The sequence below is a fragment of the Enterobacter cloacae complex sp. 370H10 genome, assembly GCF_050031535.1.
GTDB lineage: Bacteria > Pseudomonadota > Gammaproteobacteria > Enterobacterales > Enterobacteriaceae > Enterobacter > Enterobacter intestinihominis.
On record NZ_JBLGWG010000001.1, the window covers coordinates 4,264,108 to 4,283,946 of the forward strand.

Sequence of the window (19,839 nt, forward strand, 5' to 3'; positions counted from 1 at the left end):
TCGATTCTATCGCTTTGAACTTGCCACAAACAAGCTCGGGTCTGCCAGAACGGGATTGATAGCCCGGAGCTGTTCCTGGATGCGCACCTGAGCCTTACGGCTGGGCGATTTTTTGCTTCGTTCCCGTTTGCCTTCGCTTTCCCGCTCATCCTGTTTTACCTGAGCCAGTCGGAGTACAGTCCCGAGACGTTTGTTATCAACAATCTGCCCCTGGTCGACACAGGCCAGCTTATCAAATGCCTGGCACTTAAGGCTCCGGTGCCCATAGAGGAAGGCGAGGGTGCCATCGGGATAATCCAGTACTTTAATTTTTTCACCGGCAAGACGGCTATTTTCTTCTGTGGTGTCCATGAGATAAAGGATCTTATCGTACTGGAAGGTCAGTGATTTCGACACGGTACGAACATCATGCCAGGCAAAGATGTCTCTTAATTCATCGGGGCTTTCCTGCACCGGACGATGCAAATCTTTGGGGAACTTAGCCGGTCGTGAAAACCGGCTGTTAAAGTCAGCGATGAAAGTGGCAAGCCAGGCATTTGCGGCCTCAATGCCGGTTATACCTTCCAGACGCATTTCTTTGATCAGCCGATCCTGAAGTGTCTGATTCGCACGTTCCACGCGGCCTTTAGCTTCAGAGCTGTTGGCACAAATAAGCTCGATTGCCAGGTCATAAAGCACACGTCCGAACTGGGTAACGGTGGTATTGCGTTTCTCCGGACCACTGACGCGAAATATTGCGTGTTTGTCACTGTACAGCGATACCGGCTTCCCATGCTGCTCGATGTATTCCCGGGTTGCCAGCATGTAGTCAAAGGCTGTTTCTGACTCGCTGAACCGCAAATGCATCAGACGCCCGGTGGCATCATCGATAAAGACCAGCAGGCAGCATTTTGGCGCACGGCCTTCAAACCAGTCATGGTGGGAGCCGTCGATCTGGATAAGTTCACCCAGACAATCACGCCGATGTCGGGGTTGATAAACCCGTGACTTACGGCGAGCATGCGGGACCCAGAGTCCGTCAGACGTCATCCAGTTGCGGACGGTCTCGATTGAAAGCCGGATATTATGGCGCTCTCTGAGTTTTTCTGCGGCCAGTGTGGGCCCAAAGTCACTGTAGTTTTCACGTATCAGCGTGAGTACTCGTAGTTTGAGAGATTCGGTCAACCGGCGGTTGCTGGGCTGGCCGCGTTTGCGGCTGACAAGTCCTTCAGCACCAGAAACTCGGTAACGATTGATAAGTCGTTGCGCCTGACGTTCTGAAATGCCAAGCTGTGATGCTGCATCACGACGGCGTAGACGCTTTTCACAAACTGCCTGTATCACCGGTAGGCGGTGGATCTCTTTATCTGACATGGTCACCAACATGCGTTGAGCCCCTTAGAATTGCATTCAGTTTAGCTTACTCTAAGGTGACGTTTCTATCTGGATAAAAAGTGACATTACTAAATGGTTCTAACAACTTAAGTGCGCATAATCAGGATTATGTAAGATCAGCGTTAAGTAGTCGATTTATTTGAAAGTGACGTCGTCTTTAAGTTAAAATCACCTATAATCAATACCTACTGGAGCAGCTCATGGCTGACACCTACCTCCCCCCGGGCTTTAAAAAATGCAAATCATGTCAGCAAGTTAAACCCTTTGAACAGTTTGGAAAAGAGCTCAAGGGCAAGTTTGGCCTCAAGAGTAAATGCCGAGCGTGTATTAGCGAGAAAAACAAAACGTACGCAGCAGGCCCAGGGGCCGAAGTAAAGACGCAAAATAATAGGACCTACCAGGCAGAAAACAAGACTGAGCTCGCGGAGAAAATGCGCGTTAAGCGTGCGAAAGAAAAATTTGGTGATCGCTATAATTCCTACCTCGCTTCTTTAGAGTCCATGAAAAAACTCAAATAATGTAATCGCCAACGGAGGAATAATGAATGTACATCTGAAATATGATACGATAAAGCACTATCACTTTGATTGGCTAACGCCTGCTGGCGACTATCCTAATTCAGCGGTTATGCTCGTAGGTTTCCGTGATGGGCGCTGGATTATTGTTCAAGAGTTCGGAAATGATTATAGCTGCTTCGAGGGCGTTCTGAAGAATGGTGATGATCTTAATACGGAGCCTAAATTCTATTCCGACTTAGAAAGCGTAGCGGTTGCTGCTTTTGGCATGATGAAGCAGATATATCCCCAGTACCAAGATAGCACGTTAGAAGAATTCCTCGCTGGATAAAATATTCTAGAAACCAAACTCGCCTTATTCGAAGGAAACTGACTATGTATAGAAAGGTTTTAGCTCTTTCAGCCTTACTGATTTCTGCTTGTTCCACCGATAATCCTCATAAACAAAGTATGCACCACAATGATTTTGAGCTTTCGGACTCAGCTGTAAAAATTCAAATCAAGTCTGGAAATAAGACAATCTCCGGCTCAGGTACTTGGATCGATGAACAACATATTCTTACAGCTTCACATTTATGGCTTGATGCAAGCAAGGATTATAGTCTAAGTATAATAACAAGGAATGGGAGCCAACCAGCAACAGTTATCAATATTGATGATCCTAAGAACCGGGACCTCGCTCTTTTAAAAGTAGAAAAAAATACTATTGTCAAAGCCCCACCTAATTGGAAGCTTCCAGTATGTGATAATGTTCTAGGGAAGGTGCGAATAAGCAGGTCATTTCTTCCCAAGCTGACTCGCTGATTAAAATTTCGCGGATCTGGGCCGATTTTTTTCCCGCAAACACATCGAATCAGCCTATTTAGGCTATTTTTTCCACCATTTCTGGCGTTATTTCCGGTTTTTACTGAGATCTCTCCCACTGACGTATCATTTGGTCCACCCGAAACAGGTTGGCCAGGGTGAATAACATCGCCAGTTGGTTATCGTTTTTCAGCAGCCCCTTGTATCTGGCTTTCACGAAGCCGAACTGCCGCTTGATGATGCGAAACGGGTGCTCCACCCTGGCACGGATGCTGGCTTTCATGTATTCGATGTTGATGGCCGTTTTGTTCTTGCGCGGATGCTGCTTCAAGGTTTTTACCCTGCCGGGACGCTCGGCGATCAGCCAGTCCACATCCACCTCGGCCAGCTCCTCGCGCTGTGGCGCTCCTTGGTAGCCGGCATCGGCTGAGACAAATTGCTCCTCTCCATGAAGCAGATTACCCAGCTGATTGAGGTCATGCTCGTTGGCCGCGGTGGTGACCAGGCTGTGGGTCAGGCCACTCTTGGCATCGACACCAATGTGGGCCTTCATGCCAAAGTGCCACTGATTGCCTTTCTTGGTCTGATGCATCTCCGGATCGCGTTGCTGCTCTTTGTTCTTGGTAGAGCTGGGTGCCTCAATGATGGTGGCATCCACCAAAGTGCCTTGGGTCATCATGACGCCTGCTTCGGCCAGCCAGCGATTGATGGTCTTGAACAATTGACGGGCCAGTTGATGCTGCTCGAGCAGGTGGCGGAAATTCATGATGGTGGTGCGATCCGGCAGGGCGCTATCCAGGGATAATCGGGCAAACAGGCGCATGGAGGCGATTTCGTACAGGGCATCTTCCATGGCACCGTCGCTCAGGTTGTACCAATGCTGCATGCAGTGAATACGCAGCATGGTCTCCAGCGGATAGGGCCGTCGGCCATTGCCCGCCTTGGGATAAAACGGCTCGATGACAGCGGTCATATTCTGCCATGGCAGAATCTGCTCCATGCGGGAGAGGAAAATCTCTTTTCGGGTCTGACGGCGCTTAGTGCTGAATTCACTATCGGCGAAGGTGAGTTGATGGCTCATGATGTCCCTCTGGGATGCGCTCCGGATGAATATGATGATCTCATATCAGGAACTTGTTCGCACCTTCCCTAGCTCCAGGTGAGTCTGTTTGGGTTCTATCGGGAATGTATAATACGCTTTCAAATACGTATGCTTCCCCCGACTCAACCTACTATTATAAAGGAATAGTTGGTTCTGATGGTTTGACTGCTTTTTATCAAAATGGAGTTAGTGGAAGCGCTGTGTTAAACCAATCTAAGAGTTGCTTATATGGTGTTGTGAGTCAACAAGACATTAAAAAGATCAATGTCTATCAGATATATATTACGAAGATTACTACAAATGAAATTATACGCGGATTCATAGGTTATAAAAATAATTAAATGAGCGTAATCTTACAACAGGCAATTCCGACGTTATCTGCGTTGGTCTACCTATCTGAACCTTTAAAAGGAACGTCTATCATGTATAAACTTTTACCCGCAATACTAGTCTTTCTTTCGGTGTTCCTTGGACTAATCGCTCTACTCAGTGCTATCAAAAATGGTTCTGATGAATTGGCGGTATTCCTCATTACACTTTCGGCGTGGTTCGCTGCTTTAAGTAAGTTTTATTCACTTAAACTGTATAAAAATAGTTAGCCTGTGAATCCAAATACAGTTGACAAGTATCCAGCACTGCCCCCGTGATTTATTCAGGTTAGAAGCATTCCCGGAGTGCAGGCTGGGATTAGAAAAGTTACTTTTCTTACGATGTACCAACCAATAGGGCACGACTTATCGTAATGCCTAATTACATATTACCTGTTTAAGTCGATCTAATAATTTCATTGGAGCAGACATGTCCCCGGAATTGGTATCAGGCATTGCACGAGTGGCGCATGAAAAGCTACTTTCAGTTTTGACGGAGTGCGGCACAAAGAAGACGAAAGGCACATGCCTTTTTGCAAGCTATCTTGTATGTTATTTAGCAAAAACTAAAGGTCTAGATGCTGTTGTTCGTGGGGGTAACGGTGCAGATGATGGCGGTATATTTACAGAGAGTGGTGGCTTTGGCCATTATTGGTGTGAATTGAACTTCGAAGAAGTGCAATATTATATTGACATCACTTCCGAGCAGTTTGGGTTTCATCCATACATAGTGAAACGCGTCAACGATATAACAGGATGGCCACGATATATTCCTGGTGATCAGGAAACGGTCGATAGTCATTTAGAACAATTATTACGCGACGGCTATACAGAATAGGCTGCGTATACACTATCGCAGCCTTTCAGGCTCTTAACCCTTGTGACCAGTTAACGGAACCACTCAGGATGACGCTGCCGATCAACGTTGATAACCTGCGAATTAAATTCAACGACATCCGCTGGAGTAAGCATTAATTCATCAGGATTTACAATAAATGGTCTTAAAACCACTTCGCCACCGTCTTCTTTTGCACCGTAGATATTAATAAGAAAGTGCAGTCGTTGATTTCCGTCAGCATTGCGTTGCCATTCTCTAAAAGTCAAAGTCTGTTTAATATAGTTTGTTAAAAGAAATGCGAATTCAGATTCTTCCGTTTGTGAGATACCGTTTTTGTTAGACATTTTTTTTAGTATCTTTCCGAGCATGGATACACAGGCATCTAGGGAAGGTGCGAATAAGCAGGTCATTTCTTCCCAAGCTGACTCGCTGATTAAAATTTCGCGGATCTGGGCCGATTTTTTTCCCGCAAACACATCGAATCAGCCTATTTAGGCTATTTTTTCCACCATTTCTGGCGTTATTTCCGGTTTTTACTGAGATCTCTCCCACTGACGTATCATTTGGTCCACCCGAAACAGGTTGGCCAGGGTGAATAACATCGCCAGTTGGTTATCGTTTTTCAGCAGCCCCTTGTATCTGGCTTTCACGAAGCCGAACTGCCGCTTGATGATGCGAAACGGGTGCTCCACCCTGGCACGGATGCTGGCTTTCATGTATTCGATGTTGATGGCCGTTTTGTTCTTGCGCGGATGCTGCTTCAAGGTTTTTACCCTGCCGGGACGCTCGGCGATCAGCCAGTCCACATCCACCTCGGCCAGCTCCTCGCGCTGTGGCGCTCCTTGGTAGCCGGCATCGGCTGAGACAAATTGCTCCTCTCCATGAAGCAGATTACCCAGCTGATTGAGGTCATGCTCGTTGGCCGCGGTGGTGACCAGGCTGTGGGTCAGGCCACTCTTGGCATCGACACCAATGTGGGCCTTCATGCCAAAGTGCCACTGATTGCCTTTCTTGGTCTGATGCATCTCCGGATCGCGTTGCTGCTCTTTGTTCTTGGTAGAGCTGGGTGCCTCAATGATGGTGGCATCCACCAAAGTGCCTTGGGTCATCATGACGCCTGCTTCGGCCAGCCAGCGATTGATGGTCTTGAACAATTGACGGGCCAGTTGATGCTGCTCGAGCAGGTGGCGGAAATTCATGATGGTGGTGCGATCCGGCAGGGCGCTATCCAGGGATAATCGGGCAAACAGGCGCATGGAGGCGATTTCGTACAGGGCATCTTCCATGGCACCGTCGCTCAGGTTGTACCAATGCTGCATGCAGTGAATACGCAGCATGGTCTCCAGCGGATAGGGCCGTCGGCCATTGCCCGCCTTGGGATAAAACGGCTCGATGACAGCGGTCATATTCTGCCATGGCAGAATCTGCTCCATGCGGGAGAGGAAAATCTCTTTTCGGGTCTGACGGCGCTTAGTGCTGAATTCACTATCGGCGAAGGTGAGTTAATGGCTCATGATGTCCCTCTGGGATGCGCTCCGGATGAATATGATGATCTCATATCAGGAACTTGTTCGCACCTTCCCTAGACTTAACGATGTTAAAATTTTGGTTGTATTAAAATCCTCCTGCGAAAGTGAAATCATCCATGTATTATCTTTATGATAGTCGGTGATATAAATAAAATGAGATGTAAAAGGCGTTGAGTGATTGAACTCTCCTAAGTTCCATCCATACTGTCTCACTGTATTTGAGCTAAGTTCTTTGTCGGTAATGTTCATAATTCATACCTTTCGATAAAGTCTGTAATGATAATTAGCTATCTCAAAGGCCCAGAACAACTCTTGAAATAACCTCACTCGAAGAATTTATCATATTGAACACCCCTACCTAATAACCTTGCCGACTTAATAAATCACAATAGCCCTCCCCTGTCATTTTAAAACGCTACTTGAATTTTTGATAGCTTATAGTTGTTTTACGTTCTTTGTGATACTCATATGTCATCTTCTCTTTCCAGTACCAATCTTGTAAATCCTGCAAGTCTAGCCCATTTTTCTCACGTATGCTTTCGTGTAATTCGCTAAGCGCGAGTTTATCATTAGGTTTATAAATGGCTAATTTTTCTTCAAATAAATCCAGCCAACGTTTCCCCATCTTTCGACGCAAAACAAACACCATCGTGATAATTGTACTGAAATGCACAGCAATTAGTTCCAACTTATGCGATTGCTGACCAGATAAAATTACTATTGTAACAACAGGGATGGCCGTATATAAAGCAATCAAAGCGACCATAAGTTGATATGGTTTTTCCCGTATTACCATGTCCATGGGTAAACCAGAGGACGCTACTGCTTGCCAAAATCTTAAATACCTTCCGATGGACTTAAACCTTTTCCCGTTTTTATGCATAAACCTGTTTTTATTTACTATCATGTTAGACCTCTATTTTTCTGTAATTCTAGAAGAATGTTACCTTAACCCTTAACAGGGATAACACCGCATGTATTATCTCCATAATCAAAGCGCAGGGCCGGTAATAAAAAGTACCATACCATCGATGTGTAGTTCGTTCAGTGCATCCCTGTCCGTGGATAGCTTTCTAATGTTGTCAGGAGTTGCATCAATCGGGTATAAATCTTGCGTCAGTTTGACGAGATTCTTCTCAGTGCAGGTAAGACCGCCTTCAGCGAGAGTGCGCAGGTAATCACTAAACACGACTTCTTTTTCATCAGAGGTAAGTCGCTCGAAGTACCCCATATGTTCGGACGTGAAATTCTCATCTGCAATACTTCTCACTACTGAGATGATATCCGACCTTATGACCAACTCCCGCACCGCAGCATAAAAAATCCTGCCGTAATGTCCTGACACGTTTTCCTTTGCGAGCCACCAGCGCTCATCCGTGGTAACGGGTACTGTGGTCGGGGATGCCAGTAGCAGAACGGGGCTTAAACCGGATCGCGATAACCCTTCAGCAAAAGCTTCTTCAGGAAGACTGCTAACAGGCTTGCCTTGATAACGTGCTTCTACCATCTATGCTTCTCCTTTCTGATGTAGGCATGACTGCCTTCTATTTAAGCAATCAGTAAACCGGATTGAGCTGAGCAACGTTATCCTTCTCCCATCATTGCTTGCCACTTTTACCATAAGCGCCAAACAATTAGCCCCATTATTCCGGTTGTAAACTGAACCTTAACACTAACCAGTATGAATCGGTCATCTGGGGCAAAGTGTCCACCGGGTTGAAGTAGCCAGGTTGTTAGCGGCGGATGGAAAGCCAGTACGAATCCGTAAACTATAAAAGCCAAGCTCAGTAAAAGAAGGAGCATGCGCCCAATACGTTTGAGTTGATAAGATAAACTCGCGCTAGTTTTTCGTGGGGGTACGATATGGTCTTTCAACACTGTCTCCTTGCCAGCAAATGCCGAAGCGCTGGCATAAAGATTAAACAATTTTTATGCCAGTTACTCCGGCGAGATGGGTGATAATCCTCGTTGCCATCATAAAGCCTTATCTCTTTCAAATTTGAGCGATAAGGGGTCTTTGAGCCTGTAATGGCTTTTTGTTTGATGTTTTGATGGCACCTGCCCCCGCGTTTTACCATGACCGAAGTACATAGCGGCTCACACCTTCTGCTGGCTGTTGCCACTCGCTATTCTCCGTTGACGGTCTGAGGCGCGTCGAGCCCCGGGAGATGTTTTTCATCGCCTGCTCAAGAGTGTCCATCCTGTAGGTTTTGATGTTCACCCCTTCTTCAGAAATAGGCCCCAGCAGTTCCGTAACCTCACGCTCACCCTGATAAATATCGACCCACTGTGTAATATTCACCTTATCACCATTCGCATCAATGCCACGTCGGTTAAAGTGGTCAATTTCAAACTCACACACGGTTACCGGTACCAGCCCCTCCGGGCGCGGATACCCGAGTATTTCATCAAAACCAGGTTCCCCTTCATCAGTGACCAGATCAGGCGTCAAATAGAGTTTTCCGTTACGGGAAAAATGCGCAACATGGCAGGACCACTGGTCATTTAACATCGTTGGCATGCTTGTGAACATTCCTGAATACCACCGTCTGGCATTATCAACTGATTTGGTGACGAGGATTTCATCTGGTACTTCCCCGTTGTCCATGGTGTAAAAACTGAGAGACAGAGCGGTATTTCTGCGTGAAAGTAGCTTTTCTTTATTGACCTCTTTATTTTCAAATTTGGACAGGTATTCCTCAAGGAACAGCGCCTGCAACTCGGGTGTCGGCGCTTTCTGATAAAACCAGTCGGCCAGGTCTTTAGTGCCAATATAGATGAGGCTGGCTTTACCTTTTTCGCTCTTGACCGCAACAGGAGCCATTAGGCTTACTTGCTGTACGTACTCACTGGTTTCATTGATACTTTCATAGGCCTCAATCCACTGGCCAAGCAGATTGGTGTAAATCACCGGATCGTTCAGCTTTAAAAACTGCTTAAGAGCCTGAGCGCCACGGGAGCATGTATCAAAATAACGCTGCTTCTCTTCGAAGCTTTTGAAAGCAGTCTTTTTGCCCGACCATGTGGCCACCAGCTGTTCATCTTCGAACAGGGTGTTTTCAGCTGGTAAGAAGTGTTTCATTTTCGCAAAACGTTGATGAGTGACGTTTAAGACATTTCGGGATGTAGCAAGTACCATTCGATGAACCCAGGCATGCCCTTCCATCCGGTTGTCGCATTCAAAATTTGCTGGTGCGGCATATGCAACAAGTTTCCCTGAAGCATTTACCGATAACCTGACCAGCTCATAGCCTTTGCTGCTAATAAAATTACGAACCCCGGGAAGATGTTTGAGCCCCACATCAGCGAGCATATAGAGCTGGTTCAGGAGCTCTTTGGAGCCCTTCTCTGTACTCATGGCAGCTTCCAGCGTCGCCCCCCTGTTATCAGCTCGCCAGGCTACAATGCATCGATCTATCAACTCTGATCTCAGATTAGGCTGGCCAATATTTCCATCGGCCAGAGCCTGGCTCAGCATCTGCCGGTAAGGTTCTTCTGCCTCACGCTCGGCACGAATATAATTTAAAGCCATCTTGAAGAAGCGAATGTAAAACAGGTGATTAGACCTGAATTTACGTCTGTGAATGTACCATTCGAGCTCCTCCGCTTTAATGGTATCCATGCACAGGAAACCCAGTTCAGCATCATTCCTGCTGGACTCCTTAAATAAAGACAAATTCACCTTACAATTGAAATCTCGATCCGTTGAGTATCTGTTTACTGTTGCGTTGACACAGATATCGTCTCCCTGACGGAATGCAATAACCGGCTCATAGTTTTTATGGGTTCTCCCAAGCCATTTATAGCCAGAGTAGCTGTTGTCTTCCTGAACTGCTCCTGGTGCTGTCACTGGGTTCATCAACGAATCCCAGTTGCACATTACCCGGGATCCGGACTGAAGGCATGAGTTTGCCTGTTCAAGATAACTTTGCAGAGACGGCCGTGTCTCAGCCATACCCAAAAGGCCAGAACCGTCTTTGTCGTGCAGAAATTGGAAGTACCGTTCCTGGAACTCAAGGCTCAGAAAACTGTAAGGGGTATTGGTATCATAGAAATCACCAAATAGTTTGAGCCGGTGATCGAGGCCGCAGATAAGGATCAGGAAACGACGGTAGTGAAGTGCCATAAGATCATGCTGCTTCAGTCGGTCGGTATAACTGACGTCCTCAAACTTTATGGTGCTGCCATCAATCCCCTGGAAATGTGCTTCCTGTTCGCTGGCGGAAGGGAATAGCTGCGAAGCCCCAAGATGGCTTTCTACCGAAGAGTAAACCTGATGAATATTTTGACCGTCCCGGACCAGAAGGAATACAACCCGGTTCCTGTCATTGCGGACATGATTTTCCCAGGGATCGCGGTAATCGATATAACGTCGTGTTGTGGCCATACATACGATGGAACGTTCGGACGGAAAAATCTGCTCCACCAGCCCGGGGCTGGTTCGTAAAGTTTCATGAAATTTTTCCATATCAGAGAAGTCGAACCAGCTATCGAGATCGCACCATACGGCCAGCTCTTCATCCACCATCAGCTTTGCCTGAACGACCTGGAGCGGGAGGTGTGATGGAGCGGATTCACCCTTCACGATATTCACTACCTCAACGTCTTTGCCGGTATACAGTTCCAGACTGCCAACGCCATCGTGGATTTTCTTCACATATTCCATGGCTTCTTCTGTAGTGGCCAGACTTGCCGCTGCAACTTCCTCGAAATAGGGCAGCATTCTTTTGCTGGCATTAGCGATTGCCTGCGTTCGTTGTGTGATGATTTTGCTGATGGCTGTGCTGATCTGCCCTTCTTTTAAGGCCGCTTCTCTGATTTGTTCAATGCGGGTATCTGAAATACCAGAGGACAGAGCATTTTGAACTGATCCAATCGCCAGTGAGGTTACCGCCTGCTGCTCTTGTGGGGGCACTAACGCAACGCTAAGGCCCGTCACAGGGTTTTCACGGTCATCTGTACCTAATTGCTCAATCGCAAGGTCACGGAGCCCCTGAGCATCGCTCACGAGGGCTGTAAGCGATGCCTGTAGGCTATTCACTTCTTCCTGAGCTTGTCTGAGTTCAGCATCCCGGATTACCTTATGGTCGGGTTCAAATACAAAACTGGACAGAAAATCCTTAACCAGGAAGCGATGCTCTCGCATTTCTTTGCCACGTTCCCTACGGTTGCCGCTGCTGTCTTCAGTGACAATAGCTACAGTCTGACCGTAAACGCGGGGATGGGCGCGTAGAATCACTGTGTGCAGCTTATCTTCAACGTAACGCAAAGACGTAATGAGCAGCGTATCCCCTGCCACAATACCCTCTTCAGGGATGCTGTCAGTGGACGTCCAGTACTGACCCGCCAGCAAAGAATGAAATCGCTCTAAACGGTCAATGTTATTTTTGCTGACCAGGTCACCCATATACCTTTCCTTCCAGATTCGTATGTTAGGTGAATCATACCAGATTGCACTTACCGTCTAATAACTCAAAAAACACCAACTTCGGCATTCACTAGAAATGAATCCGTCCACTATTATTCATTAATTAAATAGATTCTTAGATATGAATAGCGCATTGCTTTTAAAGCAGGTTTCGCAAAGGGTTAAAAAAGGCTTCTTAAGTGAAGCCTTTAATAATAAATGCTACTTATCTTCAGAGGGATACATTTCCCAGTATTTATTACGTACATTAACAAGGCAATGGTCTGCTGTTTCTGAAGCGCCTTTGTCGCGGTTTACAAAGGCTTCTGCAACTTCATCCAACTTATCCGGTACCGTATTTAATGGTAATGCCTGCTTCAGGTTGGTGGTTACCAGTTCCTTTGCTTTATCATGATTAAGTTCAGTTCGGATGCTTGCATCTTTACAAATATCATCAACCTTACCATCAAGAATAATGTTTGGGATAGGTTCGTTTTCAACTTTATGTGTAGTATTAGCAGAGGAGCCAAAAGCGACTGACATCATCGCACACAGCAGAATATTTTTTAATTTCATAGTTCACTCCATTATGACTATTGATATCTACTTATGAAGTATTAGTTATATCATGTTTGCCGTCAAAACATAGAACCCACTGTTTTGACTTTAAACATATCATGCTACAACGTTTTTTTGCACGTGACTTTAGTAGGCATGATTTATGAGGTTTCAGCAGGACGTCAGATTGTTGTCGATCCAGTATTGATGCAAGCCTACCGTCCATTTCTTCGATAAGGCCGAAAGTAAAAGCGCTAAACCACAGCAGTTACCAGGAGTAAAAATTCGTATGGGATCTGGAGAACCGACTTTAACACTCATAATGAACTCCAGAATGTTGCCATGGCATAGACTATTTCTAAGCCTGACGATATCTGCTTCAGGTTTTTTACCAGCGTCTATCTTTGCCAACATATTCTTCTCGGCTGGAAATGACAGTAATTCTATCGGCATCCCTTCCTGCTTAGCCTTTCGCATTAAAGCGTTACTCATTACTGACGTACCATCTAAGTCCACCAGTACAGGAACTGACTGCTGAACGTTAACAGTTGATTTCAACTTCAGCGTAACCCTGAGTGATGTTTCGATCCCATTCAGAAAGCTCGTACAGGCCGGTAACCATAGACCATGATGCAGCGCCTCGGTTGCTTGTTTAAAAAACCAGTCAATCACGGGGACAGTGCAATGCTCATAATAGTGATTTACCTCGCTGAACCTTGCCATATAAGCATCGTACTCAGCCTGGTCTTCAGGAGATAAAAAATTTGGTGGGAGGAGCATCAGAATCCTTTCATCCTAGCTTGTATACCTTCTTCGTAGGCCAGCTCGCCATTATCGGTAAAAGATGGTTTTTGATGTTTATGATAAAGCTTAATTTTTCGTCAGGCTTGATAGCGTTACCGGAGAGATTTGATCTTTTCTCTTCAACTCGCAATACTGTTTATACATGGGTCTTCCCCGATCATGGTGGGAAGGCTCAGAACGCCATATTCAGCTTTCCGTAGTGGAACATCACCCCCAGTTTAAAGCGCTCCCGGTTTCGGTATCCCCTGGCTTTTATCCTCAGCAGCCTGATCTTGCTGTTAAGTGCCTCCGCATTTCCGTTTGAGACACTGTGTCGCATCGCATTCAGGATCCCGTACAGCCTTTTTCCTATCGTTTTCGCGGCATTTTTCATCATGGGAACGTCACTGTTAGCCGCCAGCGCCAACCATCTCTGCCAGTCACTCCGTCTTTCCTCGCTCCATGGCCTGTTCCAGATATCCTTTGCCAGCTCTTTCAGCGCCCAGCACTGGCTCGTCAGCTTCATCTGTGCACGCAGCCACATCAGCTTTTCCTGCCGGGATTCGGTCATCCACTTATCGCTGTACTGCCACAGGAAGCGGGTTCCTTTTGCCTGGTGTCGGCTTTCAACAGGGAGGTGCGGATGTTCATTCTGACGGGTTTTATCAACTACCTCGCCCAGTTGCTTCGCCACATGGAAGCGGTCAAAGGCGATTTTCTCAACCGCACTGGGTAAGTGGATACGCGCTGCTCTTATATAGCCCGCGTTCATGTCCATTGAGAGCGTTTTGATAGCCAGCAACTGCCCATCAGTGAGCGTGCGAAGATAGCCGGCAAGACTCTCTGTGCCGCGATCATCCGTTAAGGCCAGCGCCCGACCATCGCGATCGGAGATCACCGTTATGTAACGATGTCCTTTTTTAAAGGCGACCTCATCCACATTCATATGACGGGCGGATAATGGCTTTTTTATCCGGGCAAGACCTCGCTTAACTGCCCGGGTCATAATGCCGTCAACCGCATTCCAACTGAGCTTAAGTTGCTTCCTGACAGCATCAACGGTGCTGATTTTCAGCCATGAGAGAACGAACGATTCGAATAGCAACGTATACCGGCTTCCGGGGCCAGCCCACGGAACAGGCAACGTCAGGCAGCCATGCTCCGGACACATAATTCGTGGAACATCGGCTTCAACAATAGTGGTGAACTGGCAGGTATCAAGATGGCGCCATTTACGATGACGGTGATCGTGAACAGAACAGGATTTACCGCAGGTCGGACAGGCTAGCCGGGTGTTTTCAGCGATCTCAATAGTGACAGTAACAGAACCGGCATTTTCATCGAGAGAAAGGGACTTTACCTGCCACGGATCGGACAGGTTGAGAATATGAGCGTAGAGGGACTTTTCGTCCATGGCGGTGACCTCTGGCGATTAAATACACCATTATCATGCCTTCAGCCACCACAACAAGGGAAGACCCTTATACATACAGTACAAGAATTCGAGTGTAGCTATGTCTGTTATCCTTGAGCACATTAGCAACAAGCCTTACGAAATGGCACCTTTTTTCAGTGATTTACTAAGCTGTGGAGTGATGAGTCCGTGCGCCGGGCATGAAGATAATGAATTAAATTTGCATGAATATGTAGTCCGCAACCGCCCCTCAACCTTCTTTGTCAGGGCGGCGGGCCTCAGTATGATCAATGCCGGTATCAATGATGGAGCAATACTGGTTGTGGATCGGTCTTTAACAGCACGACACGGCTCTATCGTCGTTGCGCTGGTGGATGGAGAGTTTACGGTAAAGATCTTACACACGTATCCTGAGCTGCTTTTGATGCCTTCTAATCCAGCCTATAAGCCGATACGTGTAAATCCTGAATCCCTTGAGATATGGGGCGTCGTCACCTTTGCACTGAATCAGTTCAGCCATGTACATGCACGTTGATATTAACGGAGCCTATGCGGCATTTGAGTGTGCGATGGATCCCAAGCTGTCAAAAAAGCCGCTCATCATAGCCAGCAATAACGATTCGTCCGTCATTGCAATGAATAAACTGGCTAAAAGCGTTGGTATTAAGCGTGGGACCCCAATTTTTAAGTGCAGGGATTTGATTCAGCAACACCGGATCGAAGTCAGGAGCTCTAACTTTACTTTGTATGAAGACTACTCAAATCGCTTCCATGAAACGCTGGAAAGCTTCGCGCCTCAATCGAGTCGATATAGCATAGATGAAAATTTCATGTTATTGAAAAACATGAACAAGATAATAGATTATGAAGATTACGGCCGGTTGATCAGAAGTACACTTCTTCATAATCTGTCCCTTACCTGTGGTGTGGGTTGTTCAAGCACCAAAACCCTCGCTAAATTATGCACCTATGCGAGCAAACGATGGGCAGCTACAGGCGGGGTTGTAGTTTTGACTGATCAGGCCAGGATCAGGAAGCTCCTGAGCCTGATCAGTACCAGAGAAATATGGGGTATTGGTCGAAAGATTAGTGAACGCCTGTCGGCTTTCGGGATCATCACTGCCGGTGATTTTTATAATAGCGACGTTCGCTTTTTACGTAAAAGCTTTGGCGTTGAAATCGAGCGTACCTGGCGGGAACTGCATGGCGAACCATGTTTCCGGCTGCACGAGTCTCCTCCTGTCAGGCAACAGATTATCGTTTCCAGAAGTTTTGGTCAGCGCCTTAATGAGATAGGCAAGCTACATGAGGCAGTTTCATTTTTTACCGCCCGGGCGGCAGAGCAGCTGCGCAAGGATGGCTCGTGGACCCGTCAAATCACAGTCTTCATTCAGAGTAGCAATTATGCGCAAGGTGAAAACCGCTACAGCAATTGTGGTATCGAGCCGCTTACCGCTACACAGGACACCCGCGATCTGGTTGATGCAGCCATGACCATCCTGAACCGCATTTACAGACCCGGGATAGCGTATGCGAAAGCAGGGGTAATGCTCTCCGCTATGACTGACGGCACAGAGCAACTCAGCCTGTTTGATACTCGCCCGGCCAGGCCTGGCAGTCAGGCACTGATGAAAGTTATGGACCGGTTCAATAAAGAAAAGCGCGGAGCTCTGTTTTTACTGGGGGAAGGCATTCAACAGGATTTTCGTATGAAGCAGGCCATGCTATCACCGAGATATACGACCCGCTGGGATGAATTACTCGTTGTAAAAGCGTAGCGGCCATGACCGGCATGGCCGTACTCATCAAATGTGAAAGTAACTTTAGGCCCCGCGAGCTTTTTCGATTGCGCCCTGCAAAGTTGCTGCGTCCATAGCCCCGGGGATAAATGTGGTAGTCGCCGCATTCGGCTTTTTCATATTCATAATGATGAAACCGGGTGTGCCGGTGATCCCGAGCGCTTCGCCCAGCTGCATATTGCCGGAGATCACGTTTTCATACCGGTTTTTTTCCCTGTCAGAAAACGTGCTGTTAAACCCTGACTTTTCCACCACAGTATTAAAGTCAGTGAGTTCGAATTTGCGTTGAGAGGTCATGAAGGTATGAGCCACAGCCATCAGGTTGTTGTGGTACTTACGATAGGCTTCAGCACCGAAATTCTGATAGACGTGCAGACCCGTAGCGGCCCCCATGGCAGATACAGGTTTTGAACCGGCAAAAATCGGGAATTCTTTAAAGAAGAATTTTACATCTTTGCTCTGATTCATTACCGATTCAACAACAGGTGTAACCCGCATGCAGTAAATACACTGATAGTCGAAGAACTCGATTACCGCGACGTCGGCGTCATCAGGGCCGATGTTTGGCGTCTCCTTGGTATCCAGCAGAGCTGGCGCATATGGAATTATTCGTTCCACTGAGGCACTCACGTTCTGATTTTCCAGCGCCTTACCTGCTTCCACTAAATAATGGGGATTTTTTACCAGGTAAGTAGCGGCAATTTTGCCAATTTCTTCCTCACTGAGCACCTTCGGTTTAAAATAAGTTGCCGTGATTAACGCCGAGGCAGCGGTAGCAATAACCGCAGAAATTAAAATCGTGGCCATCGGTTTTAAATAAAATTCTTTAGACATAGCTACCTTTATGCTTTTCAGCCTGTTAGTTATTAACCTGCGATGGATTATACTGGCCCGGTAAATCGGAATTATTCGTGAAACAATGCTTTTTGGAGATTAAAGGATGATTAGGCAGGGCTTTATACTCACAACCGCAATGCTTTTGAGTGGATGCGGATATCATTTCGCAAACCAGGTAGATGCGTACGATCTAATGCCTCGTCCTGTTACAAATAAAAGGTTTCAGATAGTCCCTCCGGACGAAAGTATTCAGTCCAGAATGTTTTCAGGCCGTTTTGCTGATGGATTAGCAAAAAAAGGAGTCATTATTTCCACTCACCAGCCAGATTATGTGCTCAGGTTCCGAATCAGCAGCTCACAGGAGAACATGCAGTATAGCGAGCAGCTTCTTACTGGGGTGACAGGCTACGTTGTAGATAAAAAGACAACGAGAACTGACAAGCATGGCGAATTGCATACTGACTATGACTACAAGCCAGTCGATGGGGTAATAGGCACTGAGACGATGTCGCAGATGCACTATATGCGACAGCTGGATGTCGAGGTATACCCGTCAGCGAAAGGAGCAAAGCAGGTTCTGAAAGTGAGTATGCAAAGCAATGCACCTGTGCCGTCAGACAGCATTGCTTATTCAGCAATGATCGACGCCTTTACTGATAAATTTGATGCGCCGCTGCGTTCCGGAAATTATGTTGCAGTGATCCCCTGGAACTGAAAGCAGACGGCGGGAAGAGAATGTTCAAAAGTGACTTTTGGACACGCACATTAACGTGGCTATCGCCCTCCCCCATTAAAATCATAAAGTCGGTAAAGATCGCCCATCGTGATGGAATTGGGCTTATTAATGAACAGATACTGTAACTGTTCTTTATGTTGAGTACTGGCAGCTGCATTCATAAGCACTTCCAGGTAGAACTTGTAGCCTATGCTTCGCTCTGAATACATATACTGGAACTGCATCAGTAAAATGCCTGACATAACATACAACAGCAGCAGACTGAGTAATACAGTGCTATCAGGCTGTTCCAGTGCCATACTGACATACCCTGAACCCAGAATGCACAGAAGCCACCCCGTCATTAGAGCAGGCACCCTACGACTCAGACGTTTATAACAACGTTTTATTACGGGATCCCGGAGATACTTTTTGTCAGGTATCCCCGTTGCTCTGATGACGAAGCTACTGAGTATCGACATCTTTTTTCCTTCTGGACGCTCTCAGTCAATAAATCAGGCCAGGCGCTCATTGAAAGCTACCACGAGCTGCGAATCGGGATTTTTTACCAGTTCGGGCCGGATAACTTTTAGTTGCCTCGTTGGGGCGAGCTCATCTGTAGGCCTGATGGTGGTATTACCCGGCCCCTTGCGGGTACTGTCGGTGTTTACCTTGAGCTTTTTATTTCCCAGGTAGCTTTCCATCTTTTTAGAGATGGTGTCACCTGTGGTCGCAACACCAGAGAGTTCCTTTAGATGTTCACCTTTATCCATTTGTACCGATGACATCAGAAATCCGATTCCGGGATCGTTTTCCGTTCCACAGGCTCCGTACTGACATTGTGCAGCGAAAACGGGCTGTACACCTACAGCAACCAGCATTAACGTACTCAGTAAAGTAGATTTCATACACACCTCTTACAGTCGGAAAAGTTACTTTTGCGCAGCGCCCATTTGGGTCACCAGGTTTTCCGGGCTCAGCCACCCCGTAAATAACTGCGGTTTGCCGCTTAGTGTCACCATGGTAGGAGTACCTTGCAGCGGGATTGTTGAGGCCACCTGGAAATGCGATTTGATAATGTTTAAGCAAGCCTCATCAGGACGTCCTTCCGGGATAGTTGAAACCGGATTCATCGCTGCATCCAGAGCTTCGTTTGGCTTTGCTGAACACCAGATTTTGGCCATGTTCCCGGCTACTACCGAGTTCAGTCCTGCACGTGGGAATGCAAGAAACTTAATCGAAATACCGGCATCAAGATAAGACTTCAGATCATGATGCAGTTTTTGGCAGTATCCACAGGTTATATCGGTAAAGATAGCAAGCCGGTATTTTTCGTTTGGTGATTTGTAGTCGATGGATTTTGTTTTGGATGCGAATTCCCGGACGCCCATTAAAATGGCCTGCTCAGTGGTGTTTACCACATCTTTACCTTTCACGTGGAATAAGCTTCCGGTAAAAATGTAATCTCCGTCTTTGCTCACGTAACTTACCCCCTCCCTGGAAATCACCGTAAAAATATCTTTTACTGGCGAGGGTTCGACGTGCTCGATTGAAAGCCCAATGGCTTTGAGCTTATCCCGGGCTGCATCTGGCAGTACCATTGTATTAACCGGCTCGGCATTCATCGTGAAGGCGGTACTTAATGAAAGAAGTAATACCGATGCCTTAATAATTTTTTTCATTTCCGCTCCTTAAATCGAGCACTAATATTATCACGCCCCAAAATTCCAGAATTTTGCTTAAACGCTTAAATCAACGGGTAAAGCCGAAAGAAAGTCGATAGATATATGGGAGAA

At 46.7% G+C, this 19,839-nt stretch carries 22 protein-coding genes; 7 read left to right on the top strand and 15 right to left on the bottom strand.

Annotation, left to right across the window (positions count from 1 at the left end):
• Nucleotides 1-6: 6 nt before the first annotated feature.
• On the bottom strand, nt 7-1,353 hold the full coding sequence (locus ACQG2Q_RS21035; RefSeq protein ID WP_076611902.1) for an ISNCY-like element ISLad2 family transposase: 1,347 nt from the start codon (nt 1,351-1,353) through the stop codon (nt 7-9).
• A 221-nt stretch (nt 1,354-1,574) separates the two neighbouring features.
• On the opposite strand from ACQG2Q_RS21035, the gene ACQG2Q_RS21040 reads away from it, so the two are divergent.
• The 3 genes from ACQG2Q_RS21040 to ACQG2Q_RS21050 are packed head-to-tail and all read left to right on the top strand — an operon-like array spanning nt 1,575 to nt 2,693.
• On the top strand, nt 1,575-1,892 hold the full coding sequence (locus ACQG2Q_RS21040; protein WP_000785965.1) for a hypothetical protein: 318 nt from the start codon (nt 1,575-1,577) through the stop codon (nt 1,890-1,892).
• Nucleotides 1,893-1,914: 22 nt separating this feature from the next.
• Complete coding sequence (locus ACQG2Q_RS21045) at nt 1,915-2,220, top strand: hypothetical protein (RefSeq protein WP_001100610.1); 306 nt, start codon at nt 1,915-1,917, stop codon at nt 2,218-2,220.
• A gap of 44 nt (nt 2,221-2,264) precedes the next feature.
• On the top strand, nt 2,265-2,693 hold the full coding sequence (locus ACQG2Q_RS21050) for a trypsin-like serine protease (protein WP_410030406.1): 429 nt from the start codon (nt 2,265-2,267) through the stop codon (nt 2,691-2,693).
• Nucleotides 2,694-2,793: 100 nt separating this feature from the next.
• Here ACQG2Q_RS21050 and ACQG2Q_RS21055 read toward each other — a convergent pair whose 3' ends face one another.
• The gene (locus tag ACQG2Q_RS21055) at nt 2,794-3,774 is read right to left on the bottom strand and encodes an IS5-like element ISKpn26 family transposase (protein WP_000019450.1); all 981 of its coding nucleotides are present in this window, start codon (nt 3,772-3,774) and stop codon (nt 2,794-2,796) included.
• Between the two features lie 819 nt (nt 3,775-4,593).
• On the opposite strand from ACQG2Q_RS21055, the gene ACQG2Q_RS21060 reads away from it, so the two are divergent.
• Entirely contained in the window at nt 4,594-5,001 is a 408-nt protein-coding gene (locus ACQG2Q_RS21060; protein ID WP_001371904.1) for a hypothetical protein, read from the top strand.
• Between the two features lie 50 nt (nt 5,002-5,051).
• Here the strand turns inward: ACQG2Q_RS21060 and ACQG2Q_RS21065 are convergent, their stop codons facing one another.
• From ACQG2Q_RS21065 to ACQG2Q_RS21105, 9 genes are all read right to left on the bottom strand, one after another.
• A complete protein-coding gene (locus ACQG2Q_RS21065; RefSeq protein WP_236689843.1) occupies nt 5,052-5,441 on the bottom strand; it encodes a hypothetical protein in 390 nt (129 codons plus the stop codon).
• Nucleotides 5,338-5,553, bottom strand: coding sequence for a hypothetical protein (locus ACQG2Q_RS21070; RefSeq protein ID WP_122966916.1), 216 nt, complete (start codon nt 5,551-5,553; stop codon nt 5,338-5,340). The genes ACQG2Q_RS21065 and ACQG2Q_RS21070 overlap by 104 nt, the downstream gene beginning before the upstream one ends.
• Complete coding sequence (locus ACQG2Q_RS21075) at nt 5,535-6,449, bottom strand: IS5 family transposase (protein WP_119505882.1); 915 nt, start codon at nt 6,447-6,449, stop codon at nt 5,535-5,537. The genes ACQG2Q_RS21070 and ACQG2Q_RS21075 overlap by 19 nt, the downstream gene beginning before the upstream one ends.
• A gap of 496 nt (nt 6,450-6,945) precedes the next feature.
• On the bottom strand, nt 6,946-7,437 hold the full coding sequence (locus ACQG2Q_RS21080; protein ID WP_000636790.1) for a hypothetical protein: 492 nt from the start codon (nt 7,435-7,437) through the stop codon (nt 6,946-6,948).
• A gap of 84 nt (nt 7,438-7,521) precedes the next feature.
• Nucleotides 7,522-8,037, bottom strand: a complete 516-nt coding sequence (locus tag ACQG2Q_RS21085; protein ID WP_000228894.1) for a hypothetical protein — start codon at nt 8,035-8,037, stop codon at nt 7,522-7,524.
• Nucleotides 8,038-8,601: 564 nt separating this feature from the next.
• A complete protein-coding gene (locus tag ACQG2Q_RS21090) occupies nt 8,602-11,937 on the bottom strand; it encodes a hypothetical protein (RefSeq protein WP_000502666.1) in 3,336 nt (1,111 codons plus the stop codon).
• Between the two features lie 222 nt (nt 11,938-12,159).
• Nucleotides 12,160-12,513 (bottom strand): hypothetical protein, encoded by a 354-nt coding sequence (locus ACQG2Q_RS21095; protein WP_000769182.1) that lies wholly within the window; start codon nt 12,511-12,513, stop codon nt 12,160-12,162.
• A 153-nt stretch (nt 12,514-12,666) separates the two neighbouring features.
• A complete protein-coding gene (locus ACQG2Q_RS21100; RefSeq protein WP_000926374.1) occupies nt 12,667-13,275 on the bottom strand; it encodes a hypothetical protein in 609 nt (202 codons plus the stop codon).
• A gap of 196 nt (nt 13,276-13,471) precedes the next feature.
• Complete coding sequence (locus tag ACQG2Q_RS21105; protein WP_000343760.1) at nt 13,472-14,692, bottom strand: ISL3-like element ISKox3 family transposase; 1,221 nt, start codon at nt 14,690-14,692, stop codon at nt 13,472-13,474.
• Nucleotides 14,693-14,792: 100 nt separating this feature from the next.
• Here ACQG2Q_RS21105 and umuD point away from each other — a divergent pair, with 100 nt between their 5' ends.
• Together umuD and umuC are read left to right on the top strand one after the other, a co-directional pair.
• Nucleotides 14,793-15,227, top strand: coding sequence for a translesion error-prone DNA polymerase V autoproteolytic subunit (gene umuD, locus ACQG2Q_RS21110; RefSeq protein WP_000111290.1), 435 nt, complete (start codon nt 14,793-14,795; stop codon nt 15,225-15,227).
• Complete coding sequence (umuC, locus tag ACQG2Q_RS21115) at nt 15,217-16,470, top strand: translesion error-prone DNA polymerase V subunit UmuC (RefSeq protein WP_001371894.1); 1,254 nt, start codon at nt 15,217-15,219, stop codon at nt 16,468-16,470. Before umuD ends, umuC begins: the two co-directional genes overlap by 11 nt.
• 45 nt (nt 16,471-16,515) lie before the next feature.
• Here the strand turns inward: umuC and ACQG2Q_RS21120 are convergent, their stop codons facing one another.
• Nucleotides 16,516-17,325, bottom strand: coding sequence for a DsbA family protein (locus ACQG2Q_RS21120; RefSeq protein WP_000031378.1), 810 nt, complete (start codon nt 17,323-17,325; stop codon nt 16,516-16,518).
• A gap of 262 nt (nt 17,326-17,587) precedes the next feature.
• Here ACQG2Q_RS21120 and ACQG2Q_RS21125 point away from each other — a divergent pair, with 262 nt between their 5' ends.
• A complete protein-coding gene (locus ACQG2Q_RS21125; protein WP_223230168.1) occupies nt 17,588-18,043 on the top strand; it encodes a hypothetical protein in 456 nt (151 codons plus the stop codon).
• A gap of 59 nt (nt 18,044-18,102) precedes the next feature.
• On the opposite strand, the gene ACQG2Q_RS21130 is transcribed toward ACQG2Q_RS21125, so the two are convergent.
• The 3 genes from ACQG2Q_RS21130 to ACQG2Q_RS21140 all read right to left on the bottom strand — a co-directional run bounded on the left by ACQG2Q_RS21130 (nt 18,103) and on the right by ACQG2Q_RS21140 (nt 19,725).
• Nucleotides 18,103-18,363 (bottom strand): hypothetical protein, encoded by a 261-nt coding sequence (locus ACQG2Q_RS21130; protein WP_001439466.1) that lies wholly within the window; start codon nt 18,361-18,363, stop codon nt 18,103-18,105.
• Between the two features lie 195 nt (nt 18,364-18,558).
• The gene (locus ACQG2Q_RS21135; protein WP_000843243.1) at nt 18,559-18,951 is read right to left on the bottom strand and encodes a hypothetical protein; all 393 of its coding nucleotides are present in this window, start codon (nt 18,949-18,951) and stop codon (nt 18,559-18,561) included.
• 24 nt (nt 18,952-18,975) lie between these two features.
• A complete protein-coding gene (locus ACQG2Q_RS21140) occupies nt 18,976-19,725 on the bottom strand; it encodes a thioredoxin fold domain-containing protein (RefSeq protein WP_000720274.1) in 750 nt (249 codons plus the stop codon).
• Between the last annotated feature and the right edge of the window lie 114 nt (nt 19,726-19,839).